This is a genomic window from Janthinobacterium sp. OK676, from assembly GCF_900103595.1.
In the GTDB taxonomy this organism is placed as follows: domain Bacteria; phylum Pseudomonadota; class Gammaproteobacteria; order Burkholderiales; family Burkholderiaceae_D; genus Janthinobacterium.
The window spans coordinates 117,194-143,687 of the sequence record NZ_FNHA01000009.1 but is presented as its reverse complement, the minus strand read 5'-3'; the positions used below and the strand labels follow the sequence as shown (position 1 = coordinate 143,687).

Below are 26,494 nucleotides of genomic sequence, written 5' to 3'. Positions count from 1 at the left end.
TGATCCTTATGGCCGCTGTGAATTTCCTCAAATACCTGGGTTGGCTTGGCCGCAATCGTCAATATGATCGCGGCCGTCAGGCCGCGCCCATGTGTCCGCAACGTTCACTGCCCCAAACTGGTCATGCGCGTGACGGCGGGATGCGTCCCCGCAGTGTCGATGCGATTTTGGACGACAATCGGGATATCCTGGGGCGCATCAAATTGGCTTATGGAGGCGACGCGAATGCCTTTGCCAAGGAAATGCTTCCGCTCATCAGGAATTACACTGCCTACGTGAGTGTGTTGCCGGCGACGCAGGACAGTTTTTTTGCTCGCTCCGGAGGCCTACTACGATTATCTCTGGAGACCGCATTCTTTGCATTGCAAGCGACCGATTCGCAGATCTTTGCTGGGAGGGCGACGATATCGACTCGTCGACAGTTGGAGCCACGCTGGCGCTTTGGCACCTTTATCGCGGGACTATGCGCGTACCTATTCCGTGCGCTCGACAGCGTCGTCGTTAGTGATGCGCATGGAACCGTATGGCAACCATACCTGATAGCCCTAGGGGAATGGACCCACAAACACGAGGTGGGCCGTCTGTTTGTCAAATGGGGGGAGGCCAGGCAGGAATGCCGCTCCCTGTCGTTGTTCGCGCTACCGATGATCCTACCGACAGATGCCTTGGCCTACCTGACCCAGGACGGTTCGACGATCGTCGCCCATATGCTCGCAGCGATCAGTGGAGAAGTGAGGTATCAGGATCACAACGTCATTGACCATCTCGTCAATCGAGCATCGACTTTGGTGATACACCGCGACTTGCGCGACGCTGATGCGCCGGCAGGTAGGGCGCGGGCGCGGGCCTACCTTGCGAGGTTTCTCCTAAACGCGATGCGCGAGCTGGTGCAGTCTCATCAGGGATGGGTGCCCAATGCGGATCGATCCCGCATGTGGCTCGGGCGGGATGGTTTGTTTCTGGTGTGGCCGAACGGTGTGAGCGACATACTCACCTTGTTGGAGGACGAGGGATTGCACGGCTTGCCGGCCTCTCCAGTCGAGGCCATGGAAATTTTGAGCGATGCCGGGATCGTCCTGCCAAAGAATCCAAATGAGTGTGTTTGGTCTATCCGGCCACCAAGCGCCCCTGAACCCTTGGAGGCGTTGAAGTTGGTGACGCCCGGTTGTGTCCTAGCTGTCTTACACCCGCCACCAGTGGCGCTGGACATGGATATTTCTCTCCACTGCTCGGATGAAGACGTGCAGGCCGCGGAGCATGACACCAAACCTTGGCAGGTGAAGGCGGCGCCGTCCCAGGCTCAGGGAGAGAGCGGGGCACAGGAGATGCCGCCCGATGCTAGCGATCATCAATTGTCGTTGCCAACCATCGCACCGATACCAACTGCGGGAGAGACAGGTATCGAACCAAGTACAGATGGCCGCCAAGGAAAGGTGAAGAAAGTCAAGGATACCAAGTCAAGCCAGCCAGCAACGGAAACATACGCGTTACGCGCACCGATTCGCCTACATCCAGGCATTGCCAAGGTATTGCAGGCGATCGTGCAGTCTCTCAATAGGACGAGCTTGCCACCAGCATGCTATCCCCTGGCGTCCGGCCTGTTTGTCCCCTTAGACGCCTTCGTGGCGCGACAGGTGGATGCGAAGATGGCGCTACGCGCACTTGCCGATGCCAACATGCTGGTCGTGGGACCGGCAGGAACCGAATCTGTTGAATACCGCAACCCGCATGGCAAGCAACTGGCTGGAATGGTTATCGCTCGTCAATTCATCGAGGGCATGGATGGAGTAGGGGAGACCCCAATCAATTCGAACGCAGGTTGACCATGTTGCTGCGACAGTATGAAATGCCATGGCGTAGTCCCATTGAGGCCGTTGCCGCCCTGGCATGGATGCTCGCCGCCGCCATTTTTTACTTTCTGATACCCGATCATTTGCCACCGCGTGCGGGTTTTCTTCTCATCTTTTGTTCAATACTCATAGCGTTGATCCGCTGCCGGCAAGCCTTGCGCGTAGTACGTACGCGTGCCGCGCTGTCTGGCCGCGCGATGGAAATGGTTTCAATTTCCCGGCTCACCACATGGACAGGCGATCCTGAACAGGTCGTATTCGGTTTGGGCTTTATCTGGTTGCCACTACACTCTCAGCGGCTTTACGAGTTGATCAAGATCGATTATCGCGCGATGACCATTTCTCCCTGGCTCATACGCGCTCTGGGATATCAACCCAATCCACAATCAGACGCAGAGATTGGCTTGCCCTGGATTCATGGTGTTGAGTCGGAAGAGCACTTGTTGATGCGGCCGCTTCAGAACTTTGAAGGGGGTACATTGGTGGTCGGAACCACGCAGTCCGGCAAAGGGGTATGCCTTGGCTGGTTGATTTTTCAGGCTATCCGTCGTGGCGACGTCGTCATTATTATTGATCCGAAAAATTCACGCCGCCTCAAGCGACTGGTCATGAAGGCCTGTCAACTGTATCGCGAGCCAGACAGTTTTCTTTGGTTTCATCCAGCCTTTCCGGAAACGGGTGTTCGTCTCGACTTCACGTTCAATTGGCAAAAACCTACCGAAGTCGCTTCCCGTATTCAGTCAATCATGCCACCGGATACAGCTGGAACGTTCAGCGCATTTGGTTGGGACGCTGTGAATGTCGTCGTGCAAGGGATGGTGCAACTGGAGAAGCGTCCGAATTTGGCGAAGCTGAAGCAATACATTGAAGGAGGTGTCGAACCGATCCTGGAACAGGCACTTGAGCGTTTTTACGAACAGCTCCTTGGCATGCAGTGGCGTAGTACGCCCGACATGGCGCGCTTGCTCGATAAGGCGCGGAGAGGGCAGATCAAATCGCCGACACCCGCCGCGAGCCATGAACTCTTGGCGTATGTCACCTACTACGATCACCATGTGCATGAGGCCAGGCGTGATCCGGTGGTCAGTTCGCAAGTCCGGGTATTCCAGCATAACCGCGAACATTATCAAAAAATAACCGCCAATCTCTTACCGATCTTGTCCATGCTGACATCCGGGGATCTTGGAAAAAGCCTGTCTCCCGACCCGTTTGATGCGGATGATCAGCGGCCGATCATGAATCTGGAAAAGATCGAGCGCGCGGGACATGTACTACTTCTGTGTCTGGATTCGTTGCCGGATCCTTCTGTTGCAACGGCAATCGGCGCCATGGCGCTGGCCGACCTGGCTGCCCGTTCAGGAATTCGCTACAACCTGGGAGGAGAGCGGCGCATTTCCCTGTTTGTGGATGAGCTATCGAACGTGATCAATCAACCATTAATCGAAATACTGAATAAAGGTGCCGAAGGAGGGCTGTACACCACGGCTGCCATGCAGACGATTGCCGACCTGGCGAAACGCCTTGGCAGCCAGGAGGCGGCACGCATGGCATTGGGGAACTTGAACAACCTCATCGCCTTCCGAACCAAAGATCAGCCGACTCAGGAGTTCATCAATGAAACACTGGGCCAGACCACCATCCATAGCATGAAATTCGGGCACAACACGGCCAGGGATGGCCATTTTACGGATTTTACGGCAGTCGATTCAACGCAGTTGAGCGAGGAAGTCAACGAGTTGGTACCGGCATCGATTCTGGGTAAATTACCCAATTTGCAGTTCTTCGCCTCAGTGTCTGGCGGCCATGTCTACAAAGGGCGGTTTACGCTAATTGACCCGGGCGCGGACGATGTAAGCCGCGATCAGAAGGAGGAGGGTGAAGCATGTTGATTCGGTTGATGGCCATTGTTTCGCTGAGCGTGCTCCTGATGCTGGTGCTGTACCTGCCGTCAGCCTTCCCGCCTCAGCGATTTGTCGCGCAGATCCGCGCGGAGCATATGGCCGGTGCTGACTGCTGGGGCGATCTGTACGCACGCCGCGTGTTGAGCCGCTTGTTTCAGTATCAAGCGGCATTGGACTCCCAACCGGCATCGGCCAACGTCCACGAGGTGACGCGCGATCCGGTAGCACAACCCGTCGCCGATAGCCTGGGCCGGGTGCGTCTGCAGCTATTTCGGAACAGCTATTTTCGCTCGCTCGATACGCTGACCATGCTGGCGCTGTATAGACTGGCAGGCCTTGTGCAGTGGTGGGCACCGTTCCTGGTGCTGATCACAGCCTGCATCGTGGACGCCTTGGTGCGCCGGCGTATTAAACGTTTGGAGTTCGCCAAGCAGCATCCTGAGTGGTTCGCGGCAGCCATGGGCATGGCGATTTTGCTGATCTGTCTGATGGCAGTAGCGTGTGTGCTTCCTGTTCAACTGTCCCCGCTTCTGTTGCCCGCCATGTTGTGTGTGGTCGCGTGGCTGGCAGGGCAAATGGTGGCGCAGTATGCGTGAGTGTGAAGGTAGAAGTCCCGTAACTGTGGCTACATGCCGAGGGGGACTGGGTTCATCCAAATAGTCCACAAAAAACGCGACTTTTTGGACAAACATTGAGGCTGCGATACGCTAGCATGATGTCATACGCAGTCCATTTTGATTTCGAGTCGCCATGAATACTGAATTTCGCTCGACGCCATCCTCATCTTCTGCTCACACGGCCGCTGCCCATCGTTCTGCTGTCGCATCCACGCGGTGCGAGGACACAATCGGGACGCTGGTATGGATGGAGGAATTTCGTCACTTAGACCAACTGTTCAGCCATCAGCACAATTGTTCGCCAAAGTTGCGGCATCCCGATCTGATTAGTGCGTGTGTTGCGATAGTGTGCGCGCAGACGGAACATGCGAAGCAGATTTTTTCTTTTTTGCATACCCAGTTGGTGTTGCGCGATCAATGCATGCCGCGTCGACAGGAGGAAATTTGGCGTGCCCAGTATGTATTGTTGCTGGCGCTGCAGAAGTCAGAAATGAACCGGCATCCCCATCCTCGATTCGACTTGGGGCAGTTTACGACCGCATGCATCGCCCTGGCCCTCCAGGAAGAGGGGGCGCAAGGGAAAATATTTGAACAGGCACGGCGCAACATCGCCGAGCGAGCAATATCGCATCTGCCATAAAGGGCAGGTGCAAGGCATACCGTCAACGGATATGCGACCCGAAGTGACCCTGCCAGGCTGATGCCAGGCTTACCCGATGTGCACCCTCGATGGTCTGGCGCCTGCGCGCGCCGGGTGGATCAACGCTTTCGGGTTTATGCCTGCTCCTTGCCATGGAACGACCTCTTTCATGCTTCATAGCGCTCCTCGTCGTTTGTCCGGGTCCTGCCTGGGCTTGCTGGGAACAAGCCGCCGTTCGCCACAATGTGCCGGCACCGCTGCTCTATGCGATTGCTCAAGCGGAATCGTCACTGGATGCGAACGCCGTCAATCGCCGCCATCTGCGCCAAACCGGTACCGTGGATATCGGCTATATGGGTGTCAATTCTGATCCACGAGTCCTACGCAATTTGGGGGTGACCGAGCAAGAACTGCATGAGCCCTGTAAAAACATTCATGCTGGTTCCCGCATTCTCGTGGAAAAGCTGCATAGGTACGGCAATACCTGGGAGGCGATCGGCGCATACAACGCCTCGTGTACCAAACTTGATGCGGCCCAATGCCAGGCTACGCGCACCCGCTACGCCTGGCGCGTATACGGCTTTCTGACCAATACCAAGCCGCCGGCAGTACACCGCGCTACGCCGCAGGCCAAGTACCGGACTCAGAAAAATGGGCGAGCTGAGTCGGTCGTCCCAACGCAGCCCGCGCTGGTGGCAGTGGGGCTGACATGAGACGCACAATTGCTCATGCCACACTAGCTGCCACAGGAATGGCTGCAGCCAGCTTGCTGATGGCCTCCTGCGAAAATGTGCCTACCCATCCACAAGCTGCAGGACTGTCTACTCGCGCGGCCACGCCTGGGTCCCACATGCAGCACATCACCCAGCTTCACTACGGTAGACAGGCACGCTACGGCCTGTGTATCGATCCAGCTTGCCCTACGCGCACGCCCAAGACGCTGGCAAGACGGGATGCGCACATTAAAGAGGTGCCGCAAACCATGAGCGCGGCAGCCAGCACCCAGCGGACACTGGCAGGGGCACCCGTAGGTACCAGTGCAGCGAACGAAAGTGATTTGTCTGATGTCACCGAACTTGCGGTGTACTTTGCGCCGGGCTCATCCCGTCTCGATAGAACGGCCCAACAGGTTCTGCAGCAATTTCTCACGCTGGTGCAGCCAGCATCCCATATTCGTATCGCTGGCAGAACAGACAACACCGGCACGGCGGCCCTGAACGATGCCATCGCACGCCAGCGCGCGGCCAGGGTCGAGCGCTATCTGCGCCGCCATCTGCACGTGCCTGCCGTTCAGCTTGAGGTGGGAAGCAGCGGCGCCTGCTGTTACGCCGCCGCCAATGCGACCGAAACGGGCCGCCAGAACAACCGGAGGGTGGAGCTCAGCCTCACCGCCGACGCGCCTCGGCAGGTGAAGAGATGAGGACTCAAGCTCGCCTGATCAACCTGACCTCGGCATGGGTAACGTGCTGGCCGGGCAAGATCGCGTGGTACTGCCCCGTGCGTGGTCCCCCTGTGCCGCCATGCCGCAGCACCTAGCCGCCCGCATAGACAATTTTAGGCAATTTTCTTCACGATCATGATTGGAATGCACATGAACACCCTGCAATACGTCACCGTTCTCCCTTTTAAACACCACGGCAAGCGGCCGCTTGGCCTGCGCGTCTCCACTGCGGCCAAGGTCCTGGCACTACTGACCTTGATCACACTGGGTCTGCTCGCCGCTATTCCCGCCACCGCCATCGACCTCGTCGCGTTCACCGGCATCACCGGCCCGCTGACGTCAGCACTGACGCAATTGGCCGCACTGGCCCCCGGCGTAAAAGCACTGGTCGGCTTCATCGGCTTCGTGGTGGCCCTGATCTCGCTGACTGCCCTGCGCAATTTCAGTCCGGTGCTGTTCTACATCGGTATGGCGGTTTTCGGCGCGGTCGGGCTGATCATCGGCGGCTCCATCATGGGCGCCACGATCTGAACCAGGCTGGCGCAGACACCGTACATTGAGAAAAGGAGGACGCCATGCAAGCCGACACCTATATTCCCCGGCGGCTAGACGACCAATGGAAGATTGGCCTATGGGACTTTGATGTCGCCTTTCCCGTCCTCCTTTCCATCTTTGTCGGCTATCTGGCCAGTAGCAAACTCGGATTTTTCCTCGCGGTCTGCGCCGGCGTCGCCGTGTCGCGCTGGCTCAGCCGCAAAAAAGCGGACAAGCATCCGGCCTTTGTCCTGCACTGGGCGTACTGGTATCTGCCTGTCAGTCCGTTGACGTCCATGCGCTCGACCCCGCCATCGCATATTCGCAAGATGGTTGGATAGCGAAAAGGAGAGCACCAGTGAAACTGGAAACCTATCAGGATGATTTGGCCGCCCTGCGGCGCCGCGTGTTCGACCAGCGCCTGGCTATTGGCATCCTTTCCGTTTGCCTGATGCTGGCGTTGACCATCATTGTCCGCATCGCGGGCACGGAACGCACTGTCATTGTGCCGCCGGCTATCCATAAAACGTTCTGGATCGAGGACGGCAAGGCCAGCAACGACTACCTGGTGCAGATGTCCGGCTTTATCGCTTACCTGATGCTGGACGTCACGCCGAAGTCCATCGAATGGAAGAAGGACATGCTGCTCAGCTGGTGCCTGCCGGAGAACGCCGGCAGCATCAAGACACGCCAGGATCTGGAGGCGGCAAGACTGAAAAAACTCAACGCGAGCACCTACTTCCAGATGCAGCAACTGGTGCCGGACGAAGAAACGCAATCGGTCACGATGACCGGCTATCTCAAAACCCAGGTGAACGGGGCCAATACCTCTGACAACCTCAAGACCTACCGTGCGGACTTCGTCTTCCGCGGCGCGCGCGTGCATTTGAAAGATTTTCAGGAGTTACCACATGGAAAACCGGATACTGCCACTGGCGTGGCTGATGCTGGGGCTCGTTGAGCTCCCCGCTTGGGCCGACCAGACCAGAGAGGTCAGGGACGGCGCCACCATCGAGGCGGTGATCGCCGCACATGAACCGACGCGCATCCGCATCGAGGGCGGCAAGATCATCGACGTCGTCGGCAACATTTATTCAAGCAGCAACTGTGCGCCCAAACCAGCCGACGCCAGCCTGTCGGTAGCGCCTGGCGCCGGCACGGCCGTCAATCCCGGCGGCCAGCTGTCGCTTGCCTGCGACCTGGCCAAAGGCGAAATCTATATTCAGCCGGTGGGCACTGCTGCCAAGCCGATCAACCTGTTTATTTCTTCCGCCACAGCCACCTACACCTTGCGCCTGAACCGCGGGGAGGTTCCGGCGGACACCATCGTGATCTCGGACAAGTCGGCCAGGCGCCAGGCCAGGGCCGCCATTGCCGGCAGCGCGGCACCGGCGAGGTCCGCCACGTTCATCCGCTCCCTGAAATCGATGCTGATGTTCATGGCTTCCGAGCAGGTGCCCGACGACGTTCGGATGGAAGAGCGGGACGAAGCGCGTCTGCTGTGGGCGGAAGCAGAAATGAAGCTCATCCGCCAGTTTGAAGGCCGTGGCCTCATCGGCGAGACCTATGCACTCAACAATATCAGCGATGCGCCGCTGGTGCTCGCAGAACAGGAATTTGACCGCGACGATGGCGATGTCCTGGCCGTCGCCATCGACAACCTCAACTTGCGTCCGAACGAGAGCACGCGGGTTTATGTCATCAGGGCAGGGGAGTGATCCGCCATGCGCATCATGCAAACATTGAAATCCTGCACGGCACGGTTGACGCCCCGACAGCAGCAGTACCTGGCCGCCGCCAGTATCGTGACAGCCTGCATTGGCGTCCTGTGGGCGGTATTGGTCTATTCCGAGTCCGGCAGCCCCGCCCGGCAGCTTCCCAAGTCGACCGACAAACGCGCCACCGTCAATGTGGATGGTGCCAACATGATGGTGCCGGGCCAGATATCGCCCGAAGATCAATGGGTCGGCAATGCCGGCAAGAAGCTGGCCCAATATGACAGTGACAAGGAAGTGCAAGACAAAATCAACAGTGATCGCAAGGCCGTCGAAGCGGCCTTGCTCAAACGCCTGGCGGATCTGGAAGCAAAAACGGCCACCACCGCAGAGCAAGCGCCGCCACCAGCGCCACCCGCGCCCGTCACACCGCCCATTCCCCAGCCATCGGCGCCGGCTCCGTTGCAGTACCCTCCCGGCACGCCACTCGGTGGCAACGCGCCGCCAGGACCACCCGCCACCGACGTAGCCAGTGGCAACATTGGCGTACTGCGGCCAAACGCGCCACCGGAGACGCTCGCGCCGATGATCCGCGTGTCCCTGGGCGCCGCGACAGACTCCAGCGGGAACACCGGGGCCGCCAAGGAGGCTGGGGCCAATGGCGTAAAACCGGCCAACACGCTGGACGACTTCCTGCCAGTCGGCATCCTGCCGGGAGAACTGCTCGGCGGGATCGATGCGCCGACGGGCGGGCAGGCCCAAAGCAATCCGCTGCCGGCACTCATCAAGATTTCAGCCGCTGCCATCCTACCTAATCAGTTCCGCGCGGACGTCAAGGAATGCTTTGTGGTGGCCTCTGGCTATGGCGACATCAGTTCCGAACGGGCGTACCTGCGCACCGACGTGCTCTCCTGCATCCGCTACGACCGCTCGGTGGTCGAGGTCAAGATCGAGGGCAACATCTTTGGCGAGGACGGCAATCTGGGATTGCGCGGCACGCTCGTCTCCAAGCAGGGCCAGCTGCTGGCCAACAGCCTGCGCGCAGGCATCGTCAGCGGCATCGGCCAGGGCTTCGCCCAAGGCAACAGCTCATTTACGACCTCGCCGTTTGGCACCCTGTCGACGACGACCGGCGGCACCGCCGACCAGTTCCGACGCGGCATTGGCAGTGGCATGGGGAGCGCACTCAACAACCTGGCCAACTATTACATCCGGCTGGCCGAACAGACGTTTCCCGTCATCGAGGTGCATGCGGGCCGCAAAGTGGACGTGGTGCTGACCCGAGGCGTGCGCATTCCCGCACGTCCAATGTCACGCAGCGACGCGGACCGGCAGGATCAGCTCGGCCTTGCCGAGCGCACGATGGAGGTTCCCAATGAAGATGCCGACTAGACTGGCCCTCGCCGCACTCGCCTGCACGGCCGCGCTTGGCACACAGGCACGCACCACTGAAGACATACTGCTCGCAGCGCTCAAGCAAGCCTATCCCGGCACGGCCTTTGATACGGTCACGGCGACGCCGATCCCCCACGTCTTCGAGGTGTGGATGGGAGACAACGTCGGCTTCGTCGCCGATACACGCCCTGACTACATGATCTTTGGCCGGCTGGTCGATCTGCGCGCCATGCGCGACTTGACCGCGCCGAAACTAGAGCAGCGCGCCAACGCTGCCAACCCGGCAGCGCCGACGGTAGCGGCTATCGATGTACGCCAGTTGCCGTTGGCCGATGCGATCGTCACCACGCAGGGCAAGGGAGAGCGCGTCCTTTATCTCTTCACCGATCCACATTGTCCGTATTGCCGCCAGCTCGAACCGGAACTGGTCAAGGTACCCAACCTGCGCATCTACAACTTCATGGTGCCTTTCCAGGACCAGGCTTTACCTCTGCGCATCTGGTGCGCTACCGACCGCCTGGCCGCCTGGCGCAGCGCCGTCAGCGGTACGTTGGACGCGCAGGGCGCACCCGCCCAATGCGCCGATCCGCTCGACCGCAACCTGGCCCTGGCCAGCAAATTGGGCGTACAGGGCACGCCGACCCTCTTCTTTGCTGACGGCTCGCGGGAAACCGGTTTGATCAGTGCCAACGAAATTGAAGCCCATCTGGCGCAAGCCGCCTCCAGCCTTCCATCCGGCAAGAATCTCAAGGAGTAATCATGCAACGGATCCCATCGATTTCATTCCGCGTCAACAACCTGTCCGCCGCAACGGTATGTCTGACGCTCCTGGCCGGATGCGGCGACATGACAGGCCTGGGCGGCAAGTCGGAATATGCCTGCAAGGCGCCGGAAGGCGTGCAGTGCAACTCCGTATCCGGCAATTACTACAATACGTTTCCATCGGGCGGCGGCGCGGCGGCCAAATGGGCCCCGACAAAAGGAACGCCACGTGCAGCCCCGCGCAGCATGTACACCATAGCCAAAGCCGCCTCCAGCGGCAGTTCCATGCAGGGACAGCCTGCATTCGAACCCGCCGCGCTGCGCTCGCCGCCGCGCGTCATGCGGCTCTGGATCAAACCGTGGGAGGACAGCGACCATGATCTCCACGATCAGTCTTTTGTCTACCTGCAGACAGACCCAGGCCGGTGGCAGATCGCCCATGCACAGCGGCAGATACGTGATGCCTATGCGCCCCTGAAACCGCCAGCTTCGCCGCAAACAGCGGCGCCGGAGCCTACGGCCGCTACCGCGCAGGCGAGTACGAACGCCGACACCAGGCCAGCCGCGCCGGCGGCAGTAGGCTTTGCCAGCACGCCAGCCGATACCAGTACGCCCGCGCCAGAAGTGTCACCTGCGCCGGCGCCGATGCCAGCGGCGAACCACCCATAGCCCCTGCGGGATACGGAAAGGAACGATATGTTCACATTTTTTACAGCGGAAACCGGCGGCGACGGGATTGGTGCCGGCGTGCGCGACATGTTTGGCTTGAACCGGGGTGACGGTTTCGCCCCCGACCAGTTTGCCAGCTGGCTACCGTACGGTCCCTATGTCGACAGCGAGCAGCTGTTCATCAATCGCCATCACCGGCTCGGTTTCATGCTCGAACTCATGCCCCAGGCCGGTGCCGATGAGCGCATGGTGGAAGTGCTGCAAAGCCTGTATACCAACTGTCCCGCCAACACGGGTGTGCAATTTCACCTGTTTGGCTCGCCGGACATCCGCGCCCCGCTGATCCAATATGCCAACATGCGCATGGAAGACGCGGATCAATATGAAAACTCGCAGCAGTGGGGCCGGCCGGCCCGGAACAGCAACCTGTACCGCCAGCTGGCACGCCAGCGCGTGCACCATCTGCTGGCCGGAAGCCAGAAATCCCTGACCAAGGGATTTCATTTTACGCTGCGCGACTTTCGACTGATGATGAGCGTCACGACGGATGGACGCGCCGATGATATCGGCAAGCGTGAAGCGGCCATCGGTTTGCGCGACTCGATGGCAAGCACCCTTGACGCCGCTTCTTTTCCCAGCACAGTATGCGATGCGGCCGACTTAATCAACTGGTGCGCACTGTTCACCAATCCACATCGGCTCGCAGACGGTGTCACCCCATGGATTCACTACGATGAGGGAAGGGAACTGCGGGATCAGATTGTGGACTTCGATACCGTCCAGGAACCGACCAACGAAGGCATCCGGTTTTCGAAGCCAGGCAAGCCGCAGCACGTGGAAGCACGTTTCTTCTCCATTAAATCGTTTCCTGGACGTTTCCCCCTCTGGCAGATGGGCGCGCTCATCGGCCATGTCATGCAACCGGCATTGCAGTACCGTGCGCCGTTCCTGCTCACCATGGGCGTGCACATCCTCGATACGAACACGACGCGCACATTGATCACTGCGAACCATATCCGCGCGACGCAGAACGCGGGCAGCAAGATGGCCGCCATCATGCCGGACGTGCAGAAGAAGCAGGAAGACTGGAATGCAGTCGCCAACGCCATGGATGTCGGCGGCAACCTCGTCTCAATGTACCACCAGCTGGCCATTTTCTCGTCACCCGCCGAGGCGGCGACGGCGGCAGAAGCGGCCAAGGCCATCTGGCGTGCCAGCGGCTTTGAACTCAATGCTGATGTGTACATGCACCGCCAGGCGCTGCTGGCGAGCTTGCCCATGACCCTGACGCCCGCATTCCACAATGACATGAAGAAGATGAAGCGGGTGACGCGCAAATCCACGGCGAACGCCATCCATCTGGCGCCCCTGCTGGCGGAATGGCGAGGAACCGACACGCCAACGCTCATCTTTGCCGGCCGCCGCGGCCAGCTCGTGACGCTGGACCTGTATGACAACGACCTGGGCAACTATAATTTTGCCGTCGTCGGCGCCCCAGGGTCCGGCAAGTCCGTCACCCTCAACGAGATCGCCTGGTCATACCGATCCGGCGGTGCGCAAGTACGCCTGCTGGATCTCGGGCGCTCATTCGAGAAGCTGTGCAAGAAAGCCAATGGCACGCATGTCGAGTTCAGTCCCCGCTCGAAGATCATATTGAACCCATTTACGGCGGTCAATGACATTCACGAAGACATCGATATGCTGTTGCCCGCCCTGGCGAAGATGTGTTCGATGAGTCAGCAATTGCAAGAAGTGCAATACAAGGCCATTTCAACGGTCCTGCTGAAGCTATGGAAATCCTACGGCAATGATTTGACGATCACCGCTTTGCGTGATGAATTCAAGACCGGCAATATCGCGGAGCTCGAAATCAAAGGGGATGACCGCATCCGCGATCTTGCCATCATGCTCAATCCGTACGCGAAAGGCGGGCAATATGAACGATTCTTCGAGGGCAAGAATAACGTCGACTTCTCGAATGACTTCGTCGTGATCGAAAACGAAGAACTCAAACGCAAGCCAGATCTGCATGCCGTCGTCAATATCCTGCTGATGTACCAGATCACCGGCGAGATGTACCTGAACCGCGATCGCAAGAAGCTCCTGATCATCGATGAACTCAAGCAACAGCTTGGAGAGATCGGTGCGGACGACCCGGTCAAGGCCGCCGTGGTGGAAGAAGCCGCCCGGCGTGCGCGCAAGTATGGCGGTGCACTGGGCACCGCGACGCAGGGTGCCGATGACTATTACGGTTCGGTGCAAATGACAGCCGCTTTCAACTGCTCTGACTGGGTTTTCCTGCTGCGGCAAAAACCGGAGTCGATTGAAATCCTGGAAAGCAACAAGCGCATCGTCATGGGCGCCGCCAAGAAACGGCTATTGAACTCGCTACGCACCGAGGCAGGCGCCTTTGCGGAAATGTATGTCTCGTCGCCGATCGGCGAAGGCGTTGTACGCCTGGTCATTGATCCAGCCACGCAGCTGCTGTTCTCGAACAAACTCGCCGATAACAAGCCGATTGATGCCTTGCGTGCCCAGGGCTACTCCATCGACGAGGCCATCGCCCGGGTACTGGCCGACAGGGGACTCCAATGAGACTCATGCTGATCAACATCTTCGTATCGGCTTGCTTCGTGGCGATCGGTATTGCGGCATATGACCGGCTGGTGCTGCGGCCGATGCTGGTCATCGGGGTCGTCGACGTGGCGAACGTCTTCAATGCAAAGCAGGAACAGGTCTTTAAAGCCATGACGAGCAGCCGTACCGACATAGAGCGGCGGCAGGCGATCTCCGATGCTGAACGATTCGTCCCCCGTTTTGCTGCTGCGTTGGCGCAATTGCCGCAAGAGTGCGCATGCCTGGTGGTCGACAAAACGGCGGTGATCGGCAGCCGCGCGACGCTGATCGATCTCACGCCTTTGCTCAGAAAAAAGGTGAAACTGTGACCCGCGATTTCTTTCAGCATGTGCGCAGACGCTGGTATCTGTACCTGGTGCTGGTCGTGATCTGGACACTCGCCTATGTGCGTCTGTTTATCGATGCCACACCGCGCTTGCCTATCCTGTTTAACGTGACCCCCAGCTTGCCCTACGTGGTCGCAGTGGTCGACTACCGGGCGGACGGCATCCGTCGCGGGGATTATGTGGTCTATGCATTCGAAGGGGCGGCTTACCGCATCTTCCCTGGCCTGTACCACCAGCCGTTCTTCAAGATCGTGCGCGGCGTGGCCGGCGACAAAGTAACCGTCCGGGATCGCCACGTGTTCGTCAATGGCCAGGAGGTCGGCATTGCCAAGACGCATACCACCGTCAAACATCTCCGGCTCGACCCCATCGCCGACATGGTGATTCCGCCATCGTATTTTTATGTACAAGGCACCAGCCCAGACAGCTTCGATTCGCGCTACAGCATCAATGGCCTGGTACGTGCCGAGGCGGTCCTGGGCGTCGTGATTCCGATCTTTTGACGCGAGGAGAAAATGATGGCATTGCTTGAGCCGACACCTGCGACACGACGCTTCCCCTGCCTGCCATGCGGTGAACTGGCCATGCGCGCCTTGTCGATCCTGTTGCTGGCCAGTGGCCTCATGGGCGTACTTGCAAAGGCCGAGGAGCTGGCCGCGATCGGGCCGACGTATCCGATTGCCGAGCAAAACCTGCTCGAGATGATTGCCCAGCGCCTGCGTACGTTGGAAAAGAGCGGCCAGCTTCACGCACTGCAGGAGCAGGCGATCGCCAAAGGCAGGGCGGCCGTGGCCAACCCGGCACCGGTGGCAGGCTTGACGCCGGCGAAGGAACTGCGAACCCTGTACGTTGACCCCACCTATGTGCTCGACAAGAACATGCTCGACGCACAAGGTCACGTCCTGTTCCCCGCAGGCACCCGTACCAACCCGCTCTCGATCACGTCCATGTCGAAAAAGCTGCTGTTTTTTGACGCGCGCGATCCTGCACAGACAAGGATGGCGCGCAGCCTGCTCCAGCGCGATGGCGCGCGGATCAAGCCGGTACTCGTCGGCGGTTCGTATCTGGAGCTGATGAAACAGTGGAAAACGCGGATCTACTTCGATCAGCAGGGCAGATTAGTAGGGCGCTTTGGCATCCGGCATGTCCCCGCATTGGTGTACCAGGAAGGCATGCGTCTTCGGATTGATGAAATGGTGGCGAAATGAACCTATTCAAACATACGATCGCAGTGATCCTGCTCCTCATCGGGGCAGGCCATGCCCAGCCGGCGCCGGTCGGTACCTGCACTGGCGCCTTTCCGAATCCGATCACGGATATCTGCTGGTCATGCATCCTGCCGATCTCCCTGGGTAGCGTCACTCTGGGCAACCTGGGCGGCCAGGAAGACACCGCCAATCCGTCCAGTCCGATTTGTTCGTGCAAAGTCAATCCGGTGATCGGCCTGTCCATCGGCTTTTGGGAACCCGTGCGCCACGTGGAAGTGGTGCGCAAACCGTTCTGCCTGGTGTCCCTCGGTGGCATCGATCTCAATCCGGGCATCCCTGCGCCGGAAGCCGCCCGGGCCACGGACGCAGGCGGCGCCCAGGACGCCTTCTACCAGGCGCATTTTTATGTGAATCCTGTCATGTACTGGCTCAAGGCGGTCGCCGACTTCCCCTGCCTGGAGGCCGGCTCTTTCGATATCGCCTACATGACCGAGGTCGACCCCCTATGGGACGATGACGAACTTACGCTCATCATTAATCCGGAAACGGTCCTGTTCGCCAATCCGGGCGCCGTCGCCGCCTGCGCTGCCGACTGCGTGGCCGCCACGGCGGGATTTGGCCGCCCGGAATTGTTCTGGTGCGCCGGCTGCCAGGGAGGTCTTTTCCCGCTCGATGGCCACGCGGCCTACCACGTGGGCGGGGTGCGCACCGCCGAACTGATGATGCAGCGCCTCACCGCCAAGATGCACCGCGAGCTGCTGACGTGGGGCATGCATGGCCAGAAAGGGCTGTGCGGTCCGTACTTCCTGCCGGAAATGGACAAGACGGCCTACAAATCCCAGCTGACATATCCCATTCCGGCCACCGACAAGGAACTGGGCAAATGCTGCCAGCCTTTTGGCCGCACCACCATCGCTTGGGGAGCGGGCAAGGAATACCCGGTCAAGGGCGAAGATTTTGCGTTTATGTTATTTCGTAAAAGGAACTGCTGTGTCGGCTACTAATCCAATCCAAGTGCCCCTTGCGGGCGCCAGGCCTGCTGCGCTGCGTGCCATGGCAGGGCTAGGCGCACTGTTCCTGGCCCAGGCCGTGGCGGCGCAGGCGATACCAACGATCACCGACGCGGACATCGAACGCGCCAAACAGCTGCAGCCGGTCATCACCGAGCAGGATATCGCTCGCGCGGTACGGGCCAATCCTGTGCCGCAAGACCTGCCGCCAGGGCCAACTCCCACTACGCCACGGATGCGGATCGACGCCTTGCCCCAGCCTCGGCCAACGCCACCCGTCGATCTGGGCGCCATTGCCAAAGGCTACGAAGCGGCATCCAATCCAATCACGCTCTCTGCGTTGAATGGCGACCGGCTGCTGGTCTTTGTGACCTTCGCTATGCCGGAAGCCGCTCTTCATATGCTGGCGCTGCAGGCCGCGAAGCTGCACGCGACCCTGTTACTACGGGGTTTGGACGACGGATCACTGGTCAAAACTGTGGCGCATGCCCAAAAGATCATGGGTGAGCGCAAGGTGGCATGGCAAATCGATCCGCAGGCCTTTGAGCGCTTTGCCGTACGCCAGGCACCGACCTTCGTTTTGCTACGTGCCGGCGCACCCGCCCAGGCCTGCGGGGCAGGGAGTTGTTTCGCACCGGATGCCTATGTCCGCGTCGCCGGCGATGTCTCGCTTGAGTACGCGCTCAAAACTATCCAGCAACGCGCACCGCGCTTCGCCGACAGCGCCGGCCGCTTCCTGGACAAGATGGGGAAATAGCCATGCGCCGCCTGATCACCTTGACGACCGCCTGCTGCTTGAGCAGCATGCCGCCTGCCATTGTCCTGGCGCAAGTCAACCAGGATCTGGCCGGCGCCACGGCTGCCAACCAGGCGGCCCGGGCCAGCGTCACTACCCAGAGCGCCACTGCCCACGTGCCCGGCTATACGCTGTCGCCACCCGAAACCGTCTACCACGGCAAGAGTAACCTCAAAAGCGATGCCAGTACCCACCTGGCGGCCTGCGCCCTGACACCCGGCGACCCAGCCTGCGCGGCGCAAGTGGGTGCCCTGAACTCGGCCAACACGCCGCGCCCGCCCGTGCTGGCCACCGATCCGACCATCTCCGCCGCGCAAGCCATCGCCCGCGATCCCCTGAGTGCCGAGACGACGCTGGCCGCGTACACCACCAGCTGCCCCGCTGGCGCTACTTGTGCGCCAAAAACGTTCTGCCTCGGTACGCAATGCTTCAGTACCAGCTATACGAATGACGTCGATTTCGCGCAGGTCATGACCTACATGGAGGCCGTGCGCGAGGCAGGCGTCTATCTCGATCCGAAGACCATGACCTTGTTCAATGGCGAGGGAAATACCTGCCGCAACCGGCTCCTCAAAAACTGCTGCTATACCGATGGCGCCGGGGCCCACTTTACTAACCAGTCCCTGTTTGGCATCGGCTCGCGCCTGGTATTCGACATCCTGATGAACAGCGGCAACCGCGAGTTCATCACGCAAGGCGCCAAGGCGCTGCTGACCAGTGGCGGTTTTAGCGGCAGTTATACAACGTTCGGTGTGACGGTGGCCGTCAATGGCACGGCGCTGCCGGCGGGATCGGTCACGCTGGCCACCACCGAACACCTGGCGATCGCGTTCAATCCCTGGAGCCTGGCGATGACGGCGGTGATGTACATCGCGGTCTCGATGATGTCCTGCAACGCGGGCGAGGGCAAGCTGGCGATGAAGGAGGGCGCCCAGCTATGTCACACCATCGGCACCTGGTGCAGCGCCTGCATCCGGGTATTAGGGAAATGCGTGGCGTGCATCGAACACACGACCTCTAAATGCTGTTTTAACTCGCGCCTGGCCAGGATGATCAACGAACAGGGGAGGGCGCAGCTCGGCATGGGATGGGGAGCACCCAAAAATCCAGCCTGTTCCGGCTTTAACGTGGATCAATTGCAAAGCATCGACTTCGCCAAACTGGATCTGACCGAGTTCTATGCCTCGATCGTGCCGACGCTGCCCAACGCGGCGGCGCTCAAGGACGCTGCCGCCCAGCGCGCGCCGACCTGTTATCTGGGGAGAGGGAAATGCTGAATCGAACCACGACGTGCAGGGTTGCGCTTGCCCTCTACGCTGCCATGCTCTGCGCCGCAACCTGTGCGGCCTCGGACGCCACACCCCGCGTGGGGGTGAACGATCCGAAGGTACTGATGTTGGCGGCCATCGATGCACCCGACGGCCGCGCAGCCGGCATGTTGACCGGAGAACTGGCGGACGCGATCACCCGGCGCTTTTCCGCCACCTCCGCAGTCTTCATGGATGTCACGACACTGGCCCGTTACGCCCAGGACGGCTGCCGCCGGCTCAACGTCAGATTTTGGCAGGAAGGCGTCAGGCTCGCCGCAGAGCAGGCACCACACAAGCAGACGATCGATATCGGTATCAATTACTGCCGCAATGGCCTGCCGCCCGCCAGTCTGCGCCTGGAGAAAACGCCATGATCAGGTACCAATATTGTCTGGCAGTGCTGCTCGCCTGCGGAGCCGTACACGCTCAGGTTCCCGCCAGTGTCCCGGCAACAGGCCACGCTGCTGGCGCGCAGGCCGATGTGCGGCGCGGCTGGCATTTCTATGACGACCCGGCAGTGCACGAACCGCAGAAGGAAGTAGTAACGCCTGCGCCAGTCGCGCTACCAAAACCCACCACGCCGCAGCCACCGCCTGAAGTCAAGGCGCTGCATGAGCTGCAGCTGCAACTGGAACAGCTCAAGGCCGTCGCCGTCATGCATCCCACTGTCGCCAACGTGCGCCGTTACATGGAGCTCGAATCGAAGGTCCTCAGGAATGCCTCGCTGTTCGCCGACCTGTCGCAGAAAGTGGCGTGGGCCAATCCGGACCTGGACCCCACCACGCAGGGCCGCCCCGTGAATGCCCAGGCGCTGGAGGTATTTGAACAGGTACAAATGCAGGAGAGATCTTCCGCCCTCGCCAACATCGGGAGCGACCACATCCTGATGTTCTTCTTTCGTGGTGATTGTCCGTACTGCCATGCCTATGGGCCGGTATTGCGGGCATTTTCCACGAAGTACCGTATCCAGGTGCTGCCAGTCAGCCTGGATGGTGGCGCGGTGCCGGGTTTTACCAATGCCCGCACCGACAACGGTACCGCCGCCACGCTCAACGTCAAGCAAGTTCCGGCGCTGTTTTTGGCACAGCCCATCACCGGCAAGATCATGCCGGTCGGTTTTGGTGTGCTGTCGGAAGGCCAGCTGGTGGAACGGATCGACGCCCTGCGGCCGCGCGCCGCAGAAGCCGTCGAAGCGCCGCTGACAACCAATTACTCATCTCGTTAAGGAGCTCATCATGCCTATGCGCAAACTCATCATCGCATTATCCCTGTCCACCAGTACCCTGTACATCCATCCGGCCTTCGCCGGTGACCTGAATGCCGAAGTCAACAAGATGTTCAACGACCTCGGCGCCATCGGCAACTACTCGGCGCCGGGCGCTTTCCGTGGGCAGGTCTACAACACCTATAGCGGCGGCAGCTTGATGCTGCGCGCGCCGAACAAGACGTATCAATTAATGGCAATTAATTACCCGACGGCCAAAGCCGGCTGCGGTGGCATCGATCTTTTCGGCGGCTCGTTCTCCTACATTTCGGCGGCCGAATTCAAGAACATGCTCAAAAACGTCACCTCCGCGCTGCCAGGCGTAGCGTTTCAGCTCGCGCTCGAATCGGTGTCCCCGCTACTCGGTGGTATCACCAAGTGGACCAAAAACCTCGAGTCCATGATGACGAATGCGCAAATCAATTCCTGCAACACCGCCAAATCCCTGGTCTCGTCGGCCGCCGAGGCCACGGGGTTCAGCTCCAGCAAGGCCTGCGAGGACATCGCCGTCTCGCTGGGCCTCGAATCGGACTATGCCGCCGCAGCCGTCCGCTGCAAATCCGACAAAGGTTCCATTCTCGAGACGGCGCGCAAATCTTCCGATCCCCTGGTCAAAAACAAGGCCCCGTTCGTCGGTAACCTCACCTGGGAATCGCTCAAGCTCGCCGGCAACTACCTGGACGACAAGGAGCGAGAAATGATCATGAGCATGGTCGGGACCATTATTTTCTATTCGGAGGGGCGAGACCCGAATCCGATCGCACCGACCTTCACGTCGATCTCCCAGCTGCTCTATGGCCAGTCGGATGCCGGGAGCGGCAACGTCCACCAAACGGTTCTGCGCTGCAACAACTACACCAACTGCGACCAGGTCACCGTCGACCCCGAGTACGTCCATACCCCGTTTACAGTCAAGGTCGAAAAGCTGATGCGTTCGATCGCCTACAAAATCGAGACGCGCACACCGATTCCCAACATGTCGCCGGAGGTCGGTTTCGTGAACCAGACCAGCGAGCCTGTCTACCGCATGCTGTCGATCGGCGCATCGTTTCCTTCTGCCACAGCCAATGAGCAGCTGATTGCCACGTATCGGGATGTGATTGCCGCGGATTACGCCTACATGTTTCTGGAGAAGAACCTGCGGTTGGGGATGCAAGCCCTGGAGAAGGATTTTAATTTGAACAAAGATCAAATAGAGCGATCCAAGGTCATCCGCCGGCGAACCAGTGACATGCTGGCCCAGCTGTCCCGCGAAAAGGCCCTCGTCTACCAGAAAGTAGGTTCCATCACGGTGGTGTCTAACCACCTGGAACAACTGTCGCGGCAAATGCGCGCCAATATGCCGCAGCAGGTACTCGATCTGCTGGGACGCCAGGCCGCCTATCTGCGGTGATTAAAAGGTGGGGAAATATAAGGTAGAGGAGGTAAATAGTCATGTGGGAAATTTTCGCATACCAGAACTCGGACAGTTTGTACGGGTTGATGAATGCAGTGGCCGCCATGGTCGGCGCCAACACCTACCGAAATGCCCTCGGCATCGTCGCCATGTGTGGCTTCGTGGCCGCACTGGTGGGCTATGCCTTCGCCCCGGAAAAGATGGTGGGCTGGAAGTGGCTCGCCTCGGTTGTCCTGGTATTTTCAGTGCTCCTGGTGCCGAAGGTCACTGTCGGTATTGTCGACAAGACGGGAGGTTCGGCCGAAGTCTTCGTCGACAACGTCCCGTTCGGCCTGGCGGTGCTTGCCTCGCTGACCAGTACGGTCGGCAATAGTCTGACGGAACTCGAAGAAACGGCCATGCAGGTGATCCCGGGGCCGGCCGGCATGCCGGACAAGCTCACGTACCAGCAAAACGGACTGATGTTTGGGAGCCGGATGGTGCGTGAGGCTTCCAAAGTGGTATTCCAAAGTCCGTATTTCCGAACGGATCTTATCAATTTTATACATAATTGTACTATTTATGATCTGGCCTCTGGCTACCTGTCACCGGACGCATTTGCGACCTCGGGCGATGTGTGGAGTCTCATGGGCGACCCGAATCCCGCCCGGTTTAGCAGCGTCACGAATGCGGCCGGTGCCTCGGAAGTGCTCACCTGTCCTCAGGCATATACAAAGCTATCGGCGAAAATGCCGGCCGAAGTTCAGCGCATCCAGGGCACATTGGCATTCCGCATGAATCCGACGCTTCCTGGGACGGTAGCCTCGGCCCTGATCGCGGACCAGATACAGCAAGCCTATCTGAAAGCAAAAATTGCCGACGCCTCGGCCACCGCTGCCGATATTATTCGGCAAAATGCGCTCATCAATGCTGTGAACGACACTAGCCTTCTGGCTGGCCAAAAGGACAACGATCCGGCCACGATGCTGCTGGCTGTCGGCCGCGCGCAGGCGGTGGTTCAGACCAATGCTGCGTGGATCAATGCTGGAAAAATAGCTGAACAAGCACTGCCCGTAATCCGCAACGTGGTCGAAGTGGTGGCGTACGCGATGTTCCCGCTGCTGATCCTGCTCCTTATGTTGGCTAACGGCAAAGATACCGTGGCTGGCTTCAAGAACTATGCGTCTGTGCTTATTTGGATCCAGCTTTGGCCGCCGTTGTATGCCATCCTCAACTACGCTGCGACCATGTATGCAATGCGCGATTTGGCCGCCGCGGCCAGCGTAGGCAACGGGGTGAACGCCCTGTCGCTGACTACTTCCTCGACCATTTTTTCCAGCGCCATTTCGGGCGAAGCCGTCGTCGGCTATATGACCATCAGCATTCCTTTCATTGCCTGGGCTGCCCTTAAGCGCATGGAGAACTTCGGCACCGCGCTCGTCGATGGCATGCGCCTGTTGCAAAGTAATGTGACCACTGCCACCAATTCGGCGGCAACAGGCAACGTATCCATGGGAAATGTCGCCATGGACCAGATGACCTTGGCGCCTGTCCGCTCGTCACCGTTCTTCCGAAATCGGCAAAACGATCTTTCAGGAAATAGCTACACATCCAACGCGTTGTCTGGCCTGACTGCGGTTAAGGCGTTGGCCAATGAAGGGCCAGTATCCAGAACAGTGGAGGGGAAAGTCACGGAAAATCATGTCGCCACCGCGACACGGTTAATGGCAGCAGCAAAATCAGACGCCGTCGTTGCCTCCAGAGAGAGAGCCACAGCTTTATCCACTGCCCTGGTGCAATCGGTCGGAACTACCGCGGCGGACATTAAGTCAAATGGTACAACCCACGCAAACACTGAAAATTTTGGGACACGCACTAATGAGCTTCGACAAATTGCAAGTTCAATTGCCAAGGCCATCGGCGCCACCGAACAACAGGTCGCAAATGTCGCTTTTGGTGCAGAAGCCGCTTTGAGTGTTGGTACTCCGGCGCTCGGTATTATTCCAGGCACAAAACTTGGCATCTCTGCCGAAGGCGGCAAGAACTATTCCGCTGGAATAGATAAAAAGATTTCAGATATTAACAGCCATTTGAAAAATGATGACGTTTCAAAGTTCAAGGAGTGGGCAGATGCGGTGACAAACAATACCAGCTTACTAACCACCGTTACGACAGATAGGAGGAGCGCAACAGAAAATGCGGCACGCATCACCAAAACGACCGCCAAATCAATCCGGGCGGAGGCGACGCTGCGTGAACAAACGGAATATGCAGCCAGCCTGTCGGCCGCATACTCGCGCGGCGAGTCGTTTCATTTCGATCTATCCAAAGACCCTCAAAATAGTCAATTTTTTGAATCCCTCTTGTCGAATAACAAAACAAGTGCTGCAGCCAGAACAATAATTGATTCGTATCTAGGTAGTATCGCAAAAACGCCGATATTGCCGACTGCGACAAGTAATTTTCCTCACTCCTTCCAATCCATCAAGGAAAATTACGAAGAAATAAATGGTGATCCGTCACTTCATCCTGACATTGACAAACAACACCAGAATAATATGACACATGTACGTCAAGAAAATTCAAGAGATTCTGAAAAAGGGACAACAGATCATGGCGCATCGCTAAAGCCAACACACAGGGGGAAGAGGAATGGGGTAGTAATAAATAGCGTTGAAACATCGTCTTCTAACCTGCATTCGGAACTAAACCAAAAATGGGAGAAAGCCGATAAGGAAATAGAGCAGGCGCGACAAAGCGAAAAAAATGATACAGGGGTTACAGAAAATCCTTCCGGACATATTTCATCCAAAAAGTCTCTTTTTCTTAAGGCAAATGAACAAGTGAAAGAAGATCCTGACCTTATAGCGGAACGTCTCAAAGAGTTAAGCGATCAAGCAAAAGAAAAAGTAAAGGATATTTTAAAAAAATAATTTCACTTTCCTTCTGCAACATTTTTCGTTACATCGATGCCACAATTCTCGTCCATATCGATCTTAAAAATTCTTGTTTTAGAATTACTATCGCGAAGAAACAAAAAACCATGCCATCCACTAAATCCAACAGGAAAAACAAATACCCAGTCATTAAAAATTATTTTCCCAACGAAAACCAACAAAAAAACTATGATATAAAGTATCCATATAAATATAGCGCCCATAGAAGAGCCAATTGCTATGCCTAATAAAGAATCTTCAAATCTTAAAAAAATACATCCGAAAATTGCACCAGCAAAACCACATGCCAAAAATTGCTTGAGTGTTTTCATCGCCAACCTCGAAATAGATGGGAATAGTTCAATAATAATACAAAATATTTTAAATTTTTCAAGGTTATTGCAATAATTTATTCTTATCAACTTAATTGTTGAGTGTTGTCAAATGCACATGATCACTAATATCGACTACTGAGGTTTTTTAAATGAAAAAAGTTATCTTTATTATTTTTCTTGCTTCAGGGCTTCACCAAGAGGTAGCGTACTCGGTATCTTTGGCGAACCGTGAAACAGATGATAGTGTCTGCGATCTTTCACCGCTAACTACGTACCGACTAGGGCTGAAACCCTTTGTGCCTGCCGGAACCCGCGACGAGTCGGAAATTTATTTTCGTATCGCAATGAAGTTCATCACGGAAAAATGCACTAATAACCAGATTCTGCTTTTGCATTCGGAGATGGGAACGTCATTCGACGAGGGCTATTTCCGTAAGGTAAGTTATCAAGTGTGCAAACCTGTAGAATTTCAGCGACAACCTGCTGGAACCGAAGACTATCCTCAAGGTTTTATGGTTCGCTGCCCAATCTCAAAGCTCAAAGAAGCCACCGCGGCATTAGCCGAAATGGAAAAAGCAAAATCGACGGAAGCCATGATCGCGCAAGGTGCACCGATGCGAAGTGCACAGCCAAACCGGAGAGAAGAAGAAAAAAAAGCGTGTGGTGACAAGATGACCTGGGAAACTGTGGTACTGGGTTGGGGGGGCAGTTGTCGCTAACTTATCGCGCCTATCCCCCTCAAGGAAACGCCATGGAAAATAAAGACGATAAGAGTCAACCCGAACTGCAGGCCAGCAATCTCGCACTACTTATGTTGGTCGAGATACGCGAACAACGCGCGGGATTCCGGGAAGAACGCCTGGCGCTTGAACGGGATCGAAAATTTGCTCGCCGCCTCACCTTGACGCTGAAGTCGTTGCTCGTTCTCATGCCACTCCTGTTCGGCCTGTACTTTTTCATGCAAATGTTGCAGTTTAAAATAGGTCCCTTCAGCCCGGTCATAGGCATTGTGCACATCGAAGGCGAGATCGCTGCAACCTCACTCGCGTCCGCAGACAAGATTGTGCCGGCCCTGAAGCGGGCGTTTGAGTCCAGCAACGTTACGCAGATCGTTCTGGTGATAGACAGTCCCGGCGGCGCTCCGGTCGAGGCCGAGCGTATCGGAAACGCGATTCACTCGTTCAGGAAAAAGCACCCGAAACCGGTAGTGGCGGCGATCAGCAACGTTGGCGCCTCGGCTGCCTACATGATTGCCTTGCACGCCGACAAGATCATCGCCGGGAAATACAGTCTGGTGGGATCGATCGGCGCCATTATCGCGCCATGGCAACTGTCGCGTGCGTTGGACCGCCTGGAAATTTCGCAGCAGGTATATGCATCCGGTCACCTAAAGGCATTCTTGAATCCGTTCACACCACCTAGCCAGGATGCGCAAGCCAAGGCGCAGGATTTGGTGGACAGGGTAGGGCGAACCTTTTTGCGCGAACTAGAGGAACGGCGCGGCCGCGTCCTGCGGCACGACGTCAATTACGCCAGCGGGGAAATCTGGAGTGGGTTAGAAGCAAAGGAAATCGGCCTGATCGATGCCATCGGCACGGTGGATGACTTCGTGGATGCTCAGAAGGATGTGACTGCATTCAACTTTGGACCACACCCTGGCGGATTTGGTCAAATGGGTACCCTGATCTCAACCTCGATCACTTCTGCGTTCGACGACATCATCGCGAGGCAGGAGTTTAAGCTTAGATAGGGGAGGGAGAGCGGAGCTGCAAT

At 57.9% G+C, this 26,494-nt stretch carries 27 protein-coding genes; 26 read left to right on the top strand and 1 reads right to left on the bottom strand.

Going from position 1 to position 26,494, the window contains the following annotated elements:
• The first annotated feature begins 8 nt into the window (after positions 1-8).
• From mobH to BLU39_RS18155, 24 genes are all read left to right on the top strand, one after another.
• Complete coding sequence (gene mobH, locus BLU39_RS18270; protein WP_139178360.1) at positions 9-1,823, top strand: MobH family relaxase; 1,815 nt, start codon at positions 9-11, stop codon at positions 1,821-1,823.
• Positions 1,824-1,825: 2 nt separating this feature from the next.
• Positions 1,826-3,739, top strand: coding sequence for a conjugative transfer system coupling protein TraD (traD, locus tag BLU39_RS18265; protein WP_092715512.1), 1,914 nt, complete (start codon positions 1,826-1,828; stop codon positions 3,737-3,739).
• Positions 3,733-4,347, top strand: a complete 615-nt coding sequence (locus BLU39_RS18260) for an IncC plasmid conjugative DNA transfer DtrJ family protein (RefSeq protein WP_092715510.1) — start codon at positions 3,733-3,735, stop codon at positions 4,345-4,347. The genes traD and BLU39_RS18260 overlap by 7 nt, the downstream gene beginning before the upstream one ends.
• A 154-nt stretch (positions 4,348-4,501) precedes the next feature.
• On the top strand, positions 4,502-5,008 hold the full coding sequence (locus tag BLU39_RS18255; RefSeq protein ID WP_139178358.1) for a hypothetical protein: 507 nt from the start codon (positions 4,502-4,504) through the stop codon (positions 5,006-5,008).
• 89 nt (positions 5,009-5,097) lie between these two features.
• Positions 5,098-5,721, top strand: coding sequence for a lytic transglycosylase domain-containing protein (locus BLU39_RS18250; protein WP_092715506.1), 624 nt, complete (start codon positions 5,098-5,100; stop codon positions 5,719-5,721).
• 137 nt (positions 5,722-5,858) lie between these two features.
• On the top strand, positions 5,859-6,428 hold the full coding sequence (locus BLU39_RS18245; RefSeq protein WP_175539355.1) for an OmpA family protein: 570 nt from the start codon (positions 5,859-5,861) through the stop codon (positions 6,426-6,428).
• Positions 6,429-6,599: 171 nt separating this feature from the next.
• Positions 6,600-6,980, top strand: a complete 381-nt coding sequence (locus tag BLU39_RS18240) for a hypothetical protein (protein WP_254789006.1) — start codon at positions 6,600-6,602, stop codon at positions 6,978-6,980.
• Between the two features lie 44 nt (positions 6,981-7,024).
• The gene (gene traL / locus BLU39_RS18235) at positions 7,025-7,324 is read left to right on the top strand and encodes a type IV conjugative transfer system protein TraL (protein ID WP_092715502.1); all 300 of its coding nucleotides are present in this window, start codon (positions 7,025-7,027) and stop codon (positions 7,322-7,324) included.
• 17 nt (positions 7,325-7,341) lie between these two features.
• Positions 7,342-7,944 (top strand): type IV conjugative transfer system protein TraE, encoded by a 603-nt coding sequence (traE, locus tag BLU39_RS18230; RefSeq protein ID WP_175539354.1) that lies wholly within the window; start codon positions 7,342-7,344, stop codon positions 7,942-7,944.
• Positions 7,895-8,701, top strand: a complete 807-nt coding sequence (locus BLU39_RS18225) for a type-F conjugative transfer system secretin TraK (RefSeq protein WP_217635090.1) — start codon at positions 7,895-7,897, stop codon at positions 8,699-8,701. The genes traE and BLU39_RS18225 overlap by 50 nt, the downstream gene beginning before the upstream one ends.
• A 6-nt stretch (positions 8,702-8,707) precedes the next feature.
• Positions 8,708-10,090 carry a TraB/TrbI/VirB10 family type IV secretion system protein gene (locus tag BLU39_RS18220; protein WP_139178356.1) on the top strand — a complete coding sequence of 461 codons (1,383 nt, stop codon included), beginning with the start codon at positions 8,708-8,710 and terminating at the stop codon, positions 10,088-10,090.
• Complete coding sequence (locus BLU39_RS18215; protein WP_092715469.1) at positions 10,074-10,850, top strand: DsbC family protein; 777 nt, start codon at positions 10,074-10,076, stop codon at positions 10,848-10,850. Before BLU39_RS18220 ends, BLU39_RS18215 begins: the two co-directional genes overlap by 17 nt.
• 2 nt (positions 10,851-10,852) lie before the next feature.
• Positions 10,853-11,524, top strand: a complete 672-nt coding sequence (locus BLU39_RS18210; protein ID WP_092715467.1) for a TraV family lipoprotein — start codon at positions 10,853-10,855, stop codon at positions 11,522-11,524.
• 27 nt (positions 11,525-11,551) lie between these two features.
• Positions 11,552-14,119: a type IV secretion system protein TraC gene (gene traC, locus BLU39_RS18205; RefSeq protein WP_254789005.1), complete on the top strand. Its 2,568-nt coding sequence runs from the start codon at positions 11,552-11,554 to the stop codon at positions 14,117-14,119.
• A 5-nt stretch (positions 14,120-14,124) separates the two neighbouring features.
• A complete protein-coding gene (locus BLU39_RS18200) occupies positions 14,125-14,469 on the top strand; it encodes a hypothetical protein (RefSeq protein WP_254789004.1) in 345 nt (114 codons plus the stop codon).
• A complete protein-coding gene (traF, locus tag BLU39_RS18195; RefSeq protein WP_254789003.1) occupies positions 14,466-14,990 on the top strand; it encodes a conjugative transfer signal peptidase TraF in 525 nt (174 codons plus the stop codon). Before BLU39_RS18200 ends, traF (BLU39_RS18195) begins: the two co-directional genes overlap by 4 nt.
• Before the next feature lie 12 nt (positions 14,991-15,002).
• Positions 15,003-15,695, top strand: a complete 693-nt coding sequence (gene traW / locus BLU39_RS18190) for a type-F conjugative transfer system protein TraW (RefSeq protein WP_254789002.1) — start codon at positions 15,003-15,005, stop codon at positions 15,693-15,695.
• Positions 15,692-16,699, top strand: a complete 1,008-nt coding sequence (locus BLU39_RS18185) for a TraU family protein (protein WP_092715461.1) — start codon at positions 15,692-15,694, stop codon at positions 16,697-16,699. The genes traW and BLU39_RS18185 overlap by 4 nt, the downstream gene beginning before the upstream one ends.
• 49 nt (positions 16,700-16,748) lie before the next feature.
• Positions 16,749-17,462, top strand: coding sequence for a type-F conjugative transfer system pilin assembly protein TrbC (gene trbC / locus BLU39_RS18180; RefSeq protein ID WP_092715459.1), 714 nt, complete (start codon positions 16,749-16,751; stop codon positions 17,460-17,462).
• A gap of 2 nt (positions 17,463-17,464) precedes the next feature.
• Complete coding sequence (traN, locus tag BLU39_RS18175) at positions 17,465-18,778, top strand: conjugal transfer protein TraN (RefSeq protein WP_092715457.1); 1,314 nt, start codon at positions 17,465-17,467, stop codon at positions 18,776-18,778.
• On the top strand, positions 18,772-19,185 hold the full coding sequence (locus BLU39_RS18170) for a hypothetical protein (protein WP_254789001.1): 414 nt from the start codon (positions 18,772-18,774) through the stop codon (positions 19,183-19,185). Before traN ends, BLU39_RS18170 begins: the two co-directional genes overlap by 7 nt.
• Positions 19,182-20,036, top strand: a complete 855-nt coding sequence (gene traF, locus BLU39_RS18165; protein WP_092715452.1) for a conjugal transfer protein TraF — start codon at positions 19,182-19,184, stop codon at positions 20,034-20,036. Before BLU39_RS18170 ends, traF (BLU39_RS18165) begins: the two co-directional genes overlap by 4 nt.
• A 10-nt stretch (positions 20,037-20,046) precedes the next feature.
• Positions 20,047-21,468, top strand: a complete 1,422-nt coding sequence (locus BLU39_RS18160; RefSeq protein WP_092715450.1) for a conjugal transfer protein TraH — start codon at positions 20,047-20,049, stop codon at positions 21,466-21,468.
• A 41-nt stretch (positions 21,469-21,509) separates the two neighbouring features.
• The gene (locus BLU39_RS18155; RefSeq protein WP_092715448.1) at positions 21,510-24,383 is read left to right on the top strand and encodes a conjugal transfer protein TraG N-terminal domain-containing protein; all 2,874 of its coding nucleotides are present in this window, start codon (positions 21,510-21,512) and stop codon (positions 24,381-24,383) included.
• Between the two features lie 2 nt (positions 24,384-24,385).
• Here the strand turns inward: BLU39_RS18155 and BLU39_RS28295 are convergent, their stop codons facing one another.
• Complete coding sequence (locus BLU39_RS28295; RefSeq protein WP_139178354.1) at positions 24,386-24,718, bottom strand: hypothetical protein; 333 nt, start codon at positions 24,716-24,718, stop codon at positions 24,386-24,388.
• Between the two features lie 152 nt (positions 24,719-24,870).
• On the opposite strand from BLU39_RS28295, the gene BLU39_RS28290 reads away from it, so the two are divergent.
• On the top strand, positions 24,871-25,440 hold the full coding sequence (locus tag BLU39_RS28290) for a hypothetical protein (RefSeq protein WP_139178352.1): 570 nt from the start codon (positions 24,871-24,873) through the stop codon (positions 25,438-25,440).
• Between the two features lie 32 nt (positions 25,441-25,472).
• On the top strand, positions 25,473-26,471 hold the full coding sequence (locus BLU39_RS18150; protein WP_092715446.1) for a S49 family peptidase: 999 nt from the start codon (positions 25,473-25,475) through the stop codon (positions 26,469-26,471).
• Positions 26,472-26,494: the final 23 nt, after the last annotated feature.

Coding starts and splice junctions, on each gene's coding strand:
- mobH (WP_139178360.1), top strand. CDS start 9: ATGGCCGCTGTGAATTTCCTCAAATACCTGGGTTGGCTTGGCCGCAAT.
- traD (WP_092715512.1), top strand. CDS start 1,826: ATGTTGCTGCGACAGTATGAAATGCCATGGCGTAGTCCCATTGAGGCC.
- BLU39_RS18260 (WP_092715510.1), top strand. CDS start 3,733: ATGTTGATTCGGTTGATGGCCATTGTTTCGCTGAGCGTGCTCCTGATG.
- BLU39_RS18255 (WP_139178358.1), top strand. CDS start 4,502: ATGAATACTGAATTTCGCTCGACGCCATCCTCATCTTCTGCTCACACG.
- BLU39_RS18250 (WP_092715506.1), top strand. CDS start 5,098: ATGGTCTGGCGCCTGCGCGCGCCGGGTGGATCAACGCTTTCGGGTTTA.
- BLU39_RS18245 (WP_175539355.1), top strand. CDS start 5,859: ATGCAGCACATCACCCAGCTTCACTACGGTAGACAGGCACGCTACGGC.
- BLU39_RS18240 (WP_254789006.1), top strand. CDS start 6,600: ATGAACACCCTGCAATACGTCACCGTTCTCCCTTTTAAACACCACGGC.
- traL (WP_092715502.1), top strand. CDS start 7,025: ATGCAAGCCGACACCTATATTCCCCGGCGGCTAGACGACCAATGGAAG.
- BLU39_RS18225 (WP_217635090.1), top strand. CDS start 7,895: ATGGAAAACCGGATACTGCCACTGGCGTGGCTGATGCTGGGGCTCGTT.
- BLU39_RS18220 (WP_139178356.1), top strand. CDS start 8,708: ATGCGCATCATGCAAACATTGAAATCCTGCACGGCACGGTTGACGCCC.
- BLU39_RS18215 (WP_092715469.1), top strand. CDS start 10,074: ATGAAGATGCCGACTAGACTGGCCCTCGCCGCACTCGCCTGCACGGCC.
- BLU39_RS18210 (WP_092715467.1), top strand. CDS start 10,853: ATGCAACGGATCCCATCGATTTCATTCCGCGTCAACAACCTGTCCGCC.
- traC (WP_254789005.1), top strand. CDS start 11,552: ATGTTCACATTTTTTACAGCGGAAACCGGCGGCGACGGGATTGGTGCC.
- BLU39_RS18200 (WP_254789004.1), top strand. CDS start 14,125: ATGCTGATCAACATCTTCGTATCGGCTTGCTTCGTGGCGATCGGTATT.
- traW (WP_254789002.1), top strand. CDS start 15,003: ATGATGGCATTGCTTGAGCCGACACCTGCGACACGACGCTTCCCCTGC.
- BLU39_RS18185 (WP_092715461.1), top strand. CDS start 15,692: ATGAACCTATTCAAACATACGATCGCAGTGATCCTGCTCCTCATCGGG.
- trbC (WP_092715459.1), top strand. CDS start 16,749: ATGGCAGGGCTAGGCGCACTGTTCCTGGCCCAGGCCGTGGCGGCGCAG.
- traN (WP_092715457.1), top strand. CDS start 17,465: ATGCGCCGCCTGATCACCTTGACGACCGCCTGCTGCTTGAGCAGCATG.
- BLU39_RS18170 (WP_254789001.1), top strand. CDS start 18,772: ATGCTGAATCGAACCACGACGTGCAGGGTTGCGCTTGCCCTCTACGCT.
- traF (WP_092715452.1), top strand. CDS start 19,182: ATGATCAGGTACCAATATTGTCTGGCAGTGCTGCTCGCCTGCGGAGCC.
- BLU39_RS18160 (WP_092715450.1), top strand. CDS start 20,047: ATGCCTATGCGCAAACTCATCATCGCATTATCCCTGTCCACCAGTACC.
- BLU39_RS18155 (WP_092715448.1), top strand. CDS start 21,510: ATGTGGGAAATTTTCGCATACCAGAACTCGGACAGTTTGTACGGGTTG.
- BLU39_RS28295 (WP_139178354.1), bottom strand. CDS start 24,718: ATGAAAACACTCAAGCAATTTTTGGCATGTGGTTTTGCTGGTGCAATT.
- BLU39_RS28290 (WP_139178352.1), top strand. CDS start 24,871: ATGAAAAAAGTTATCTTTATTATTTTTCTTGCTTCAGGGCTTCACCAA.
- BLU39_RS18150 (WP_092715446.1), top strand. CDS start 25,473: ATGGAAAATAAAGACGATAAGAGTCAACCCGAACTGCAGGCCAGCAAT.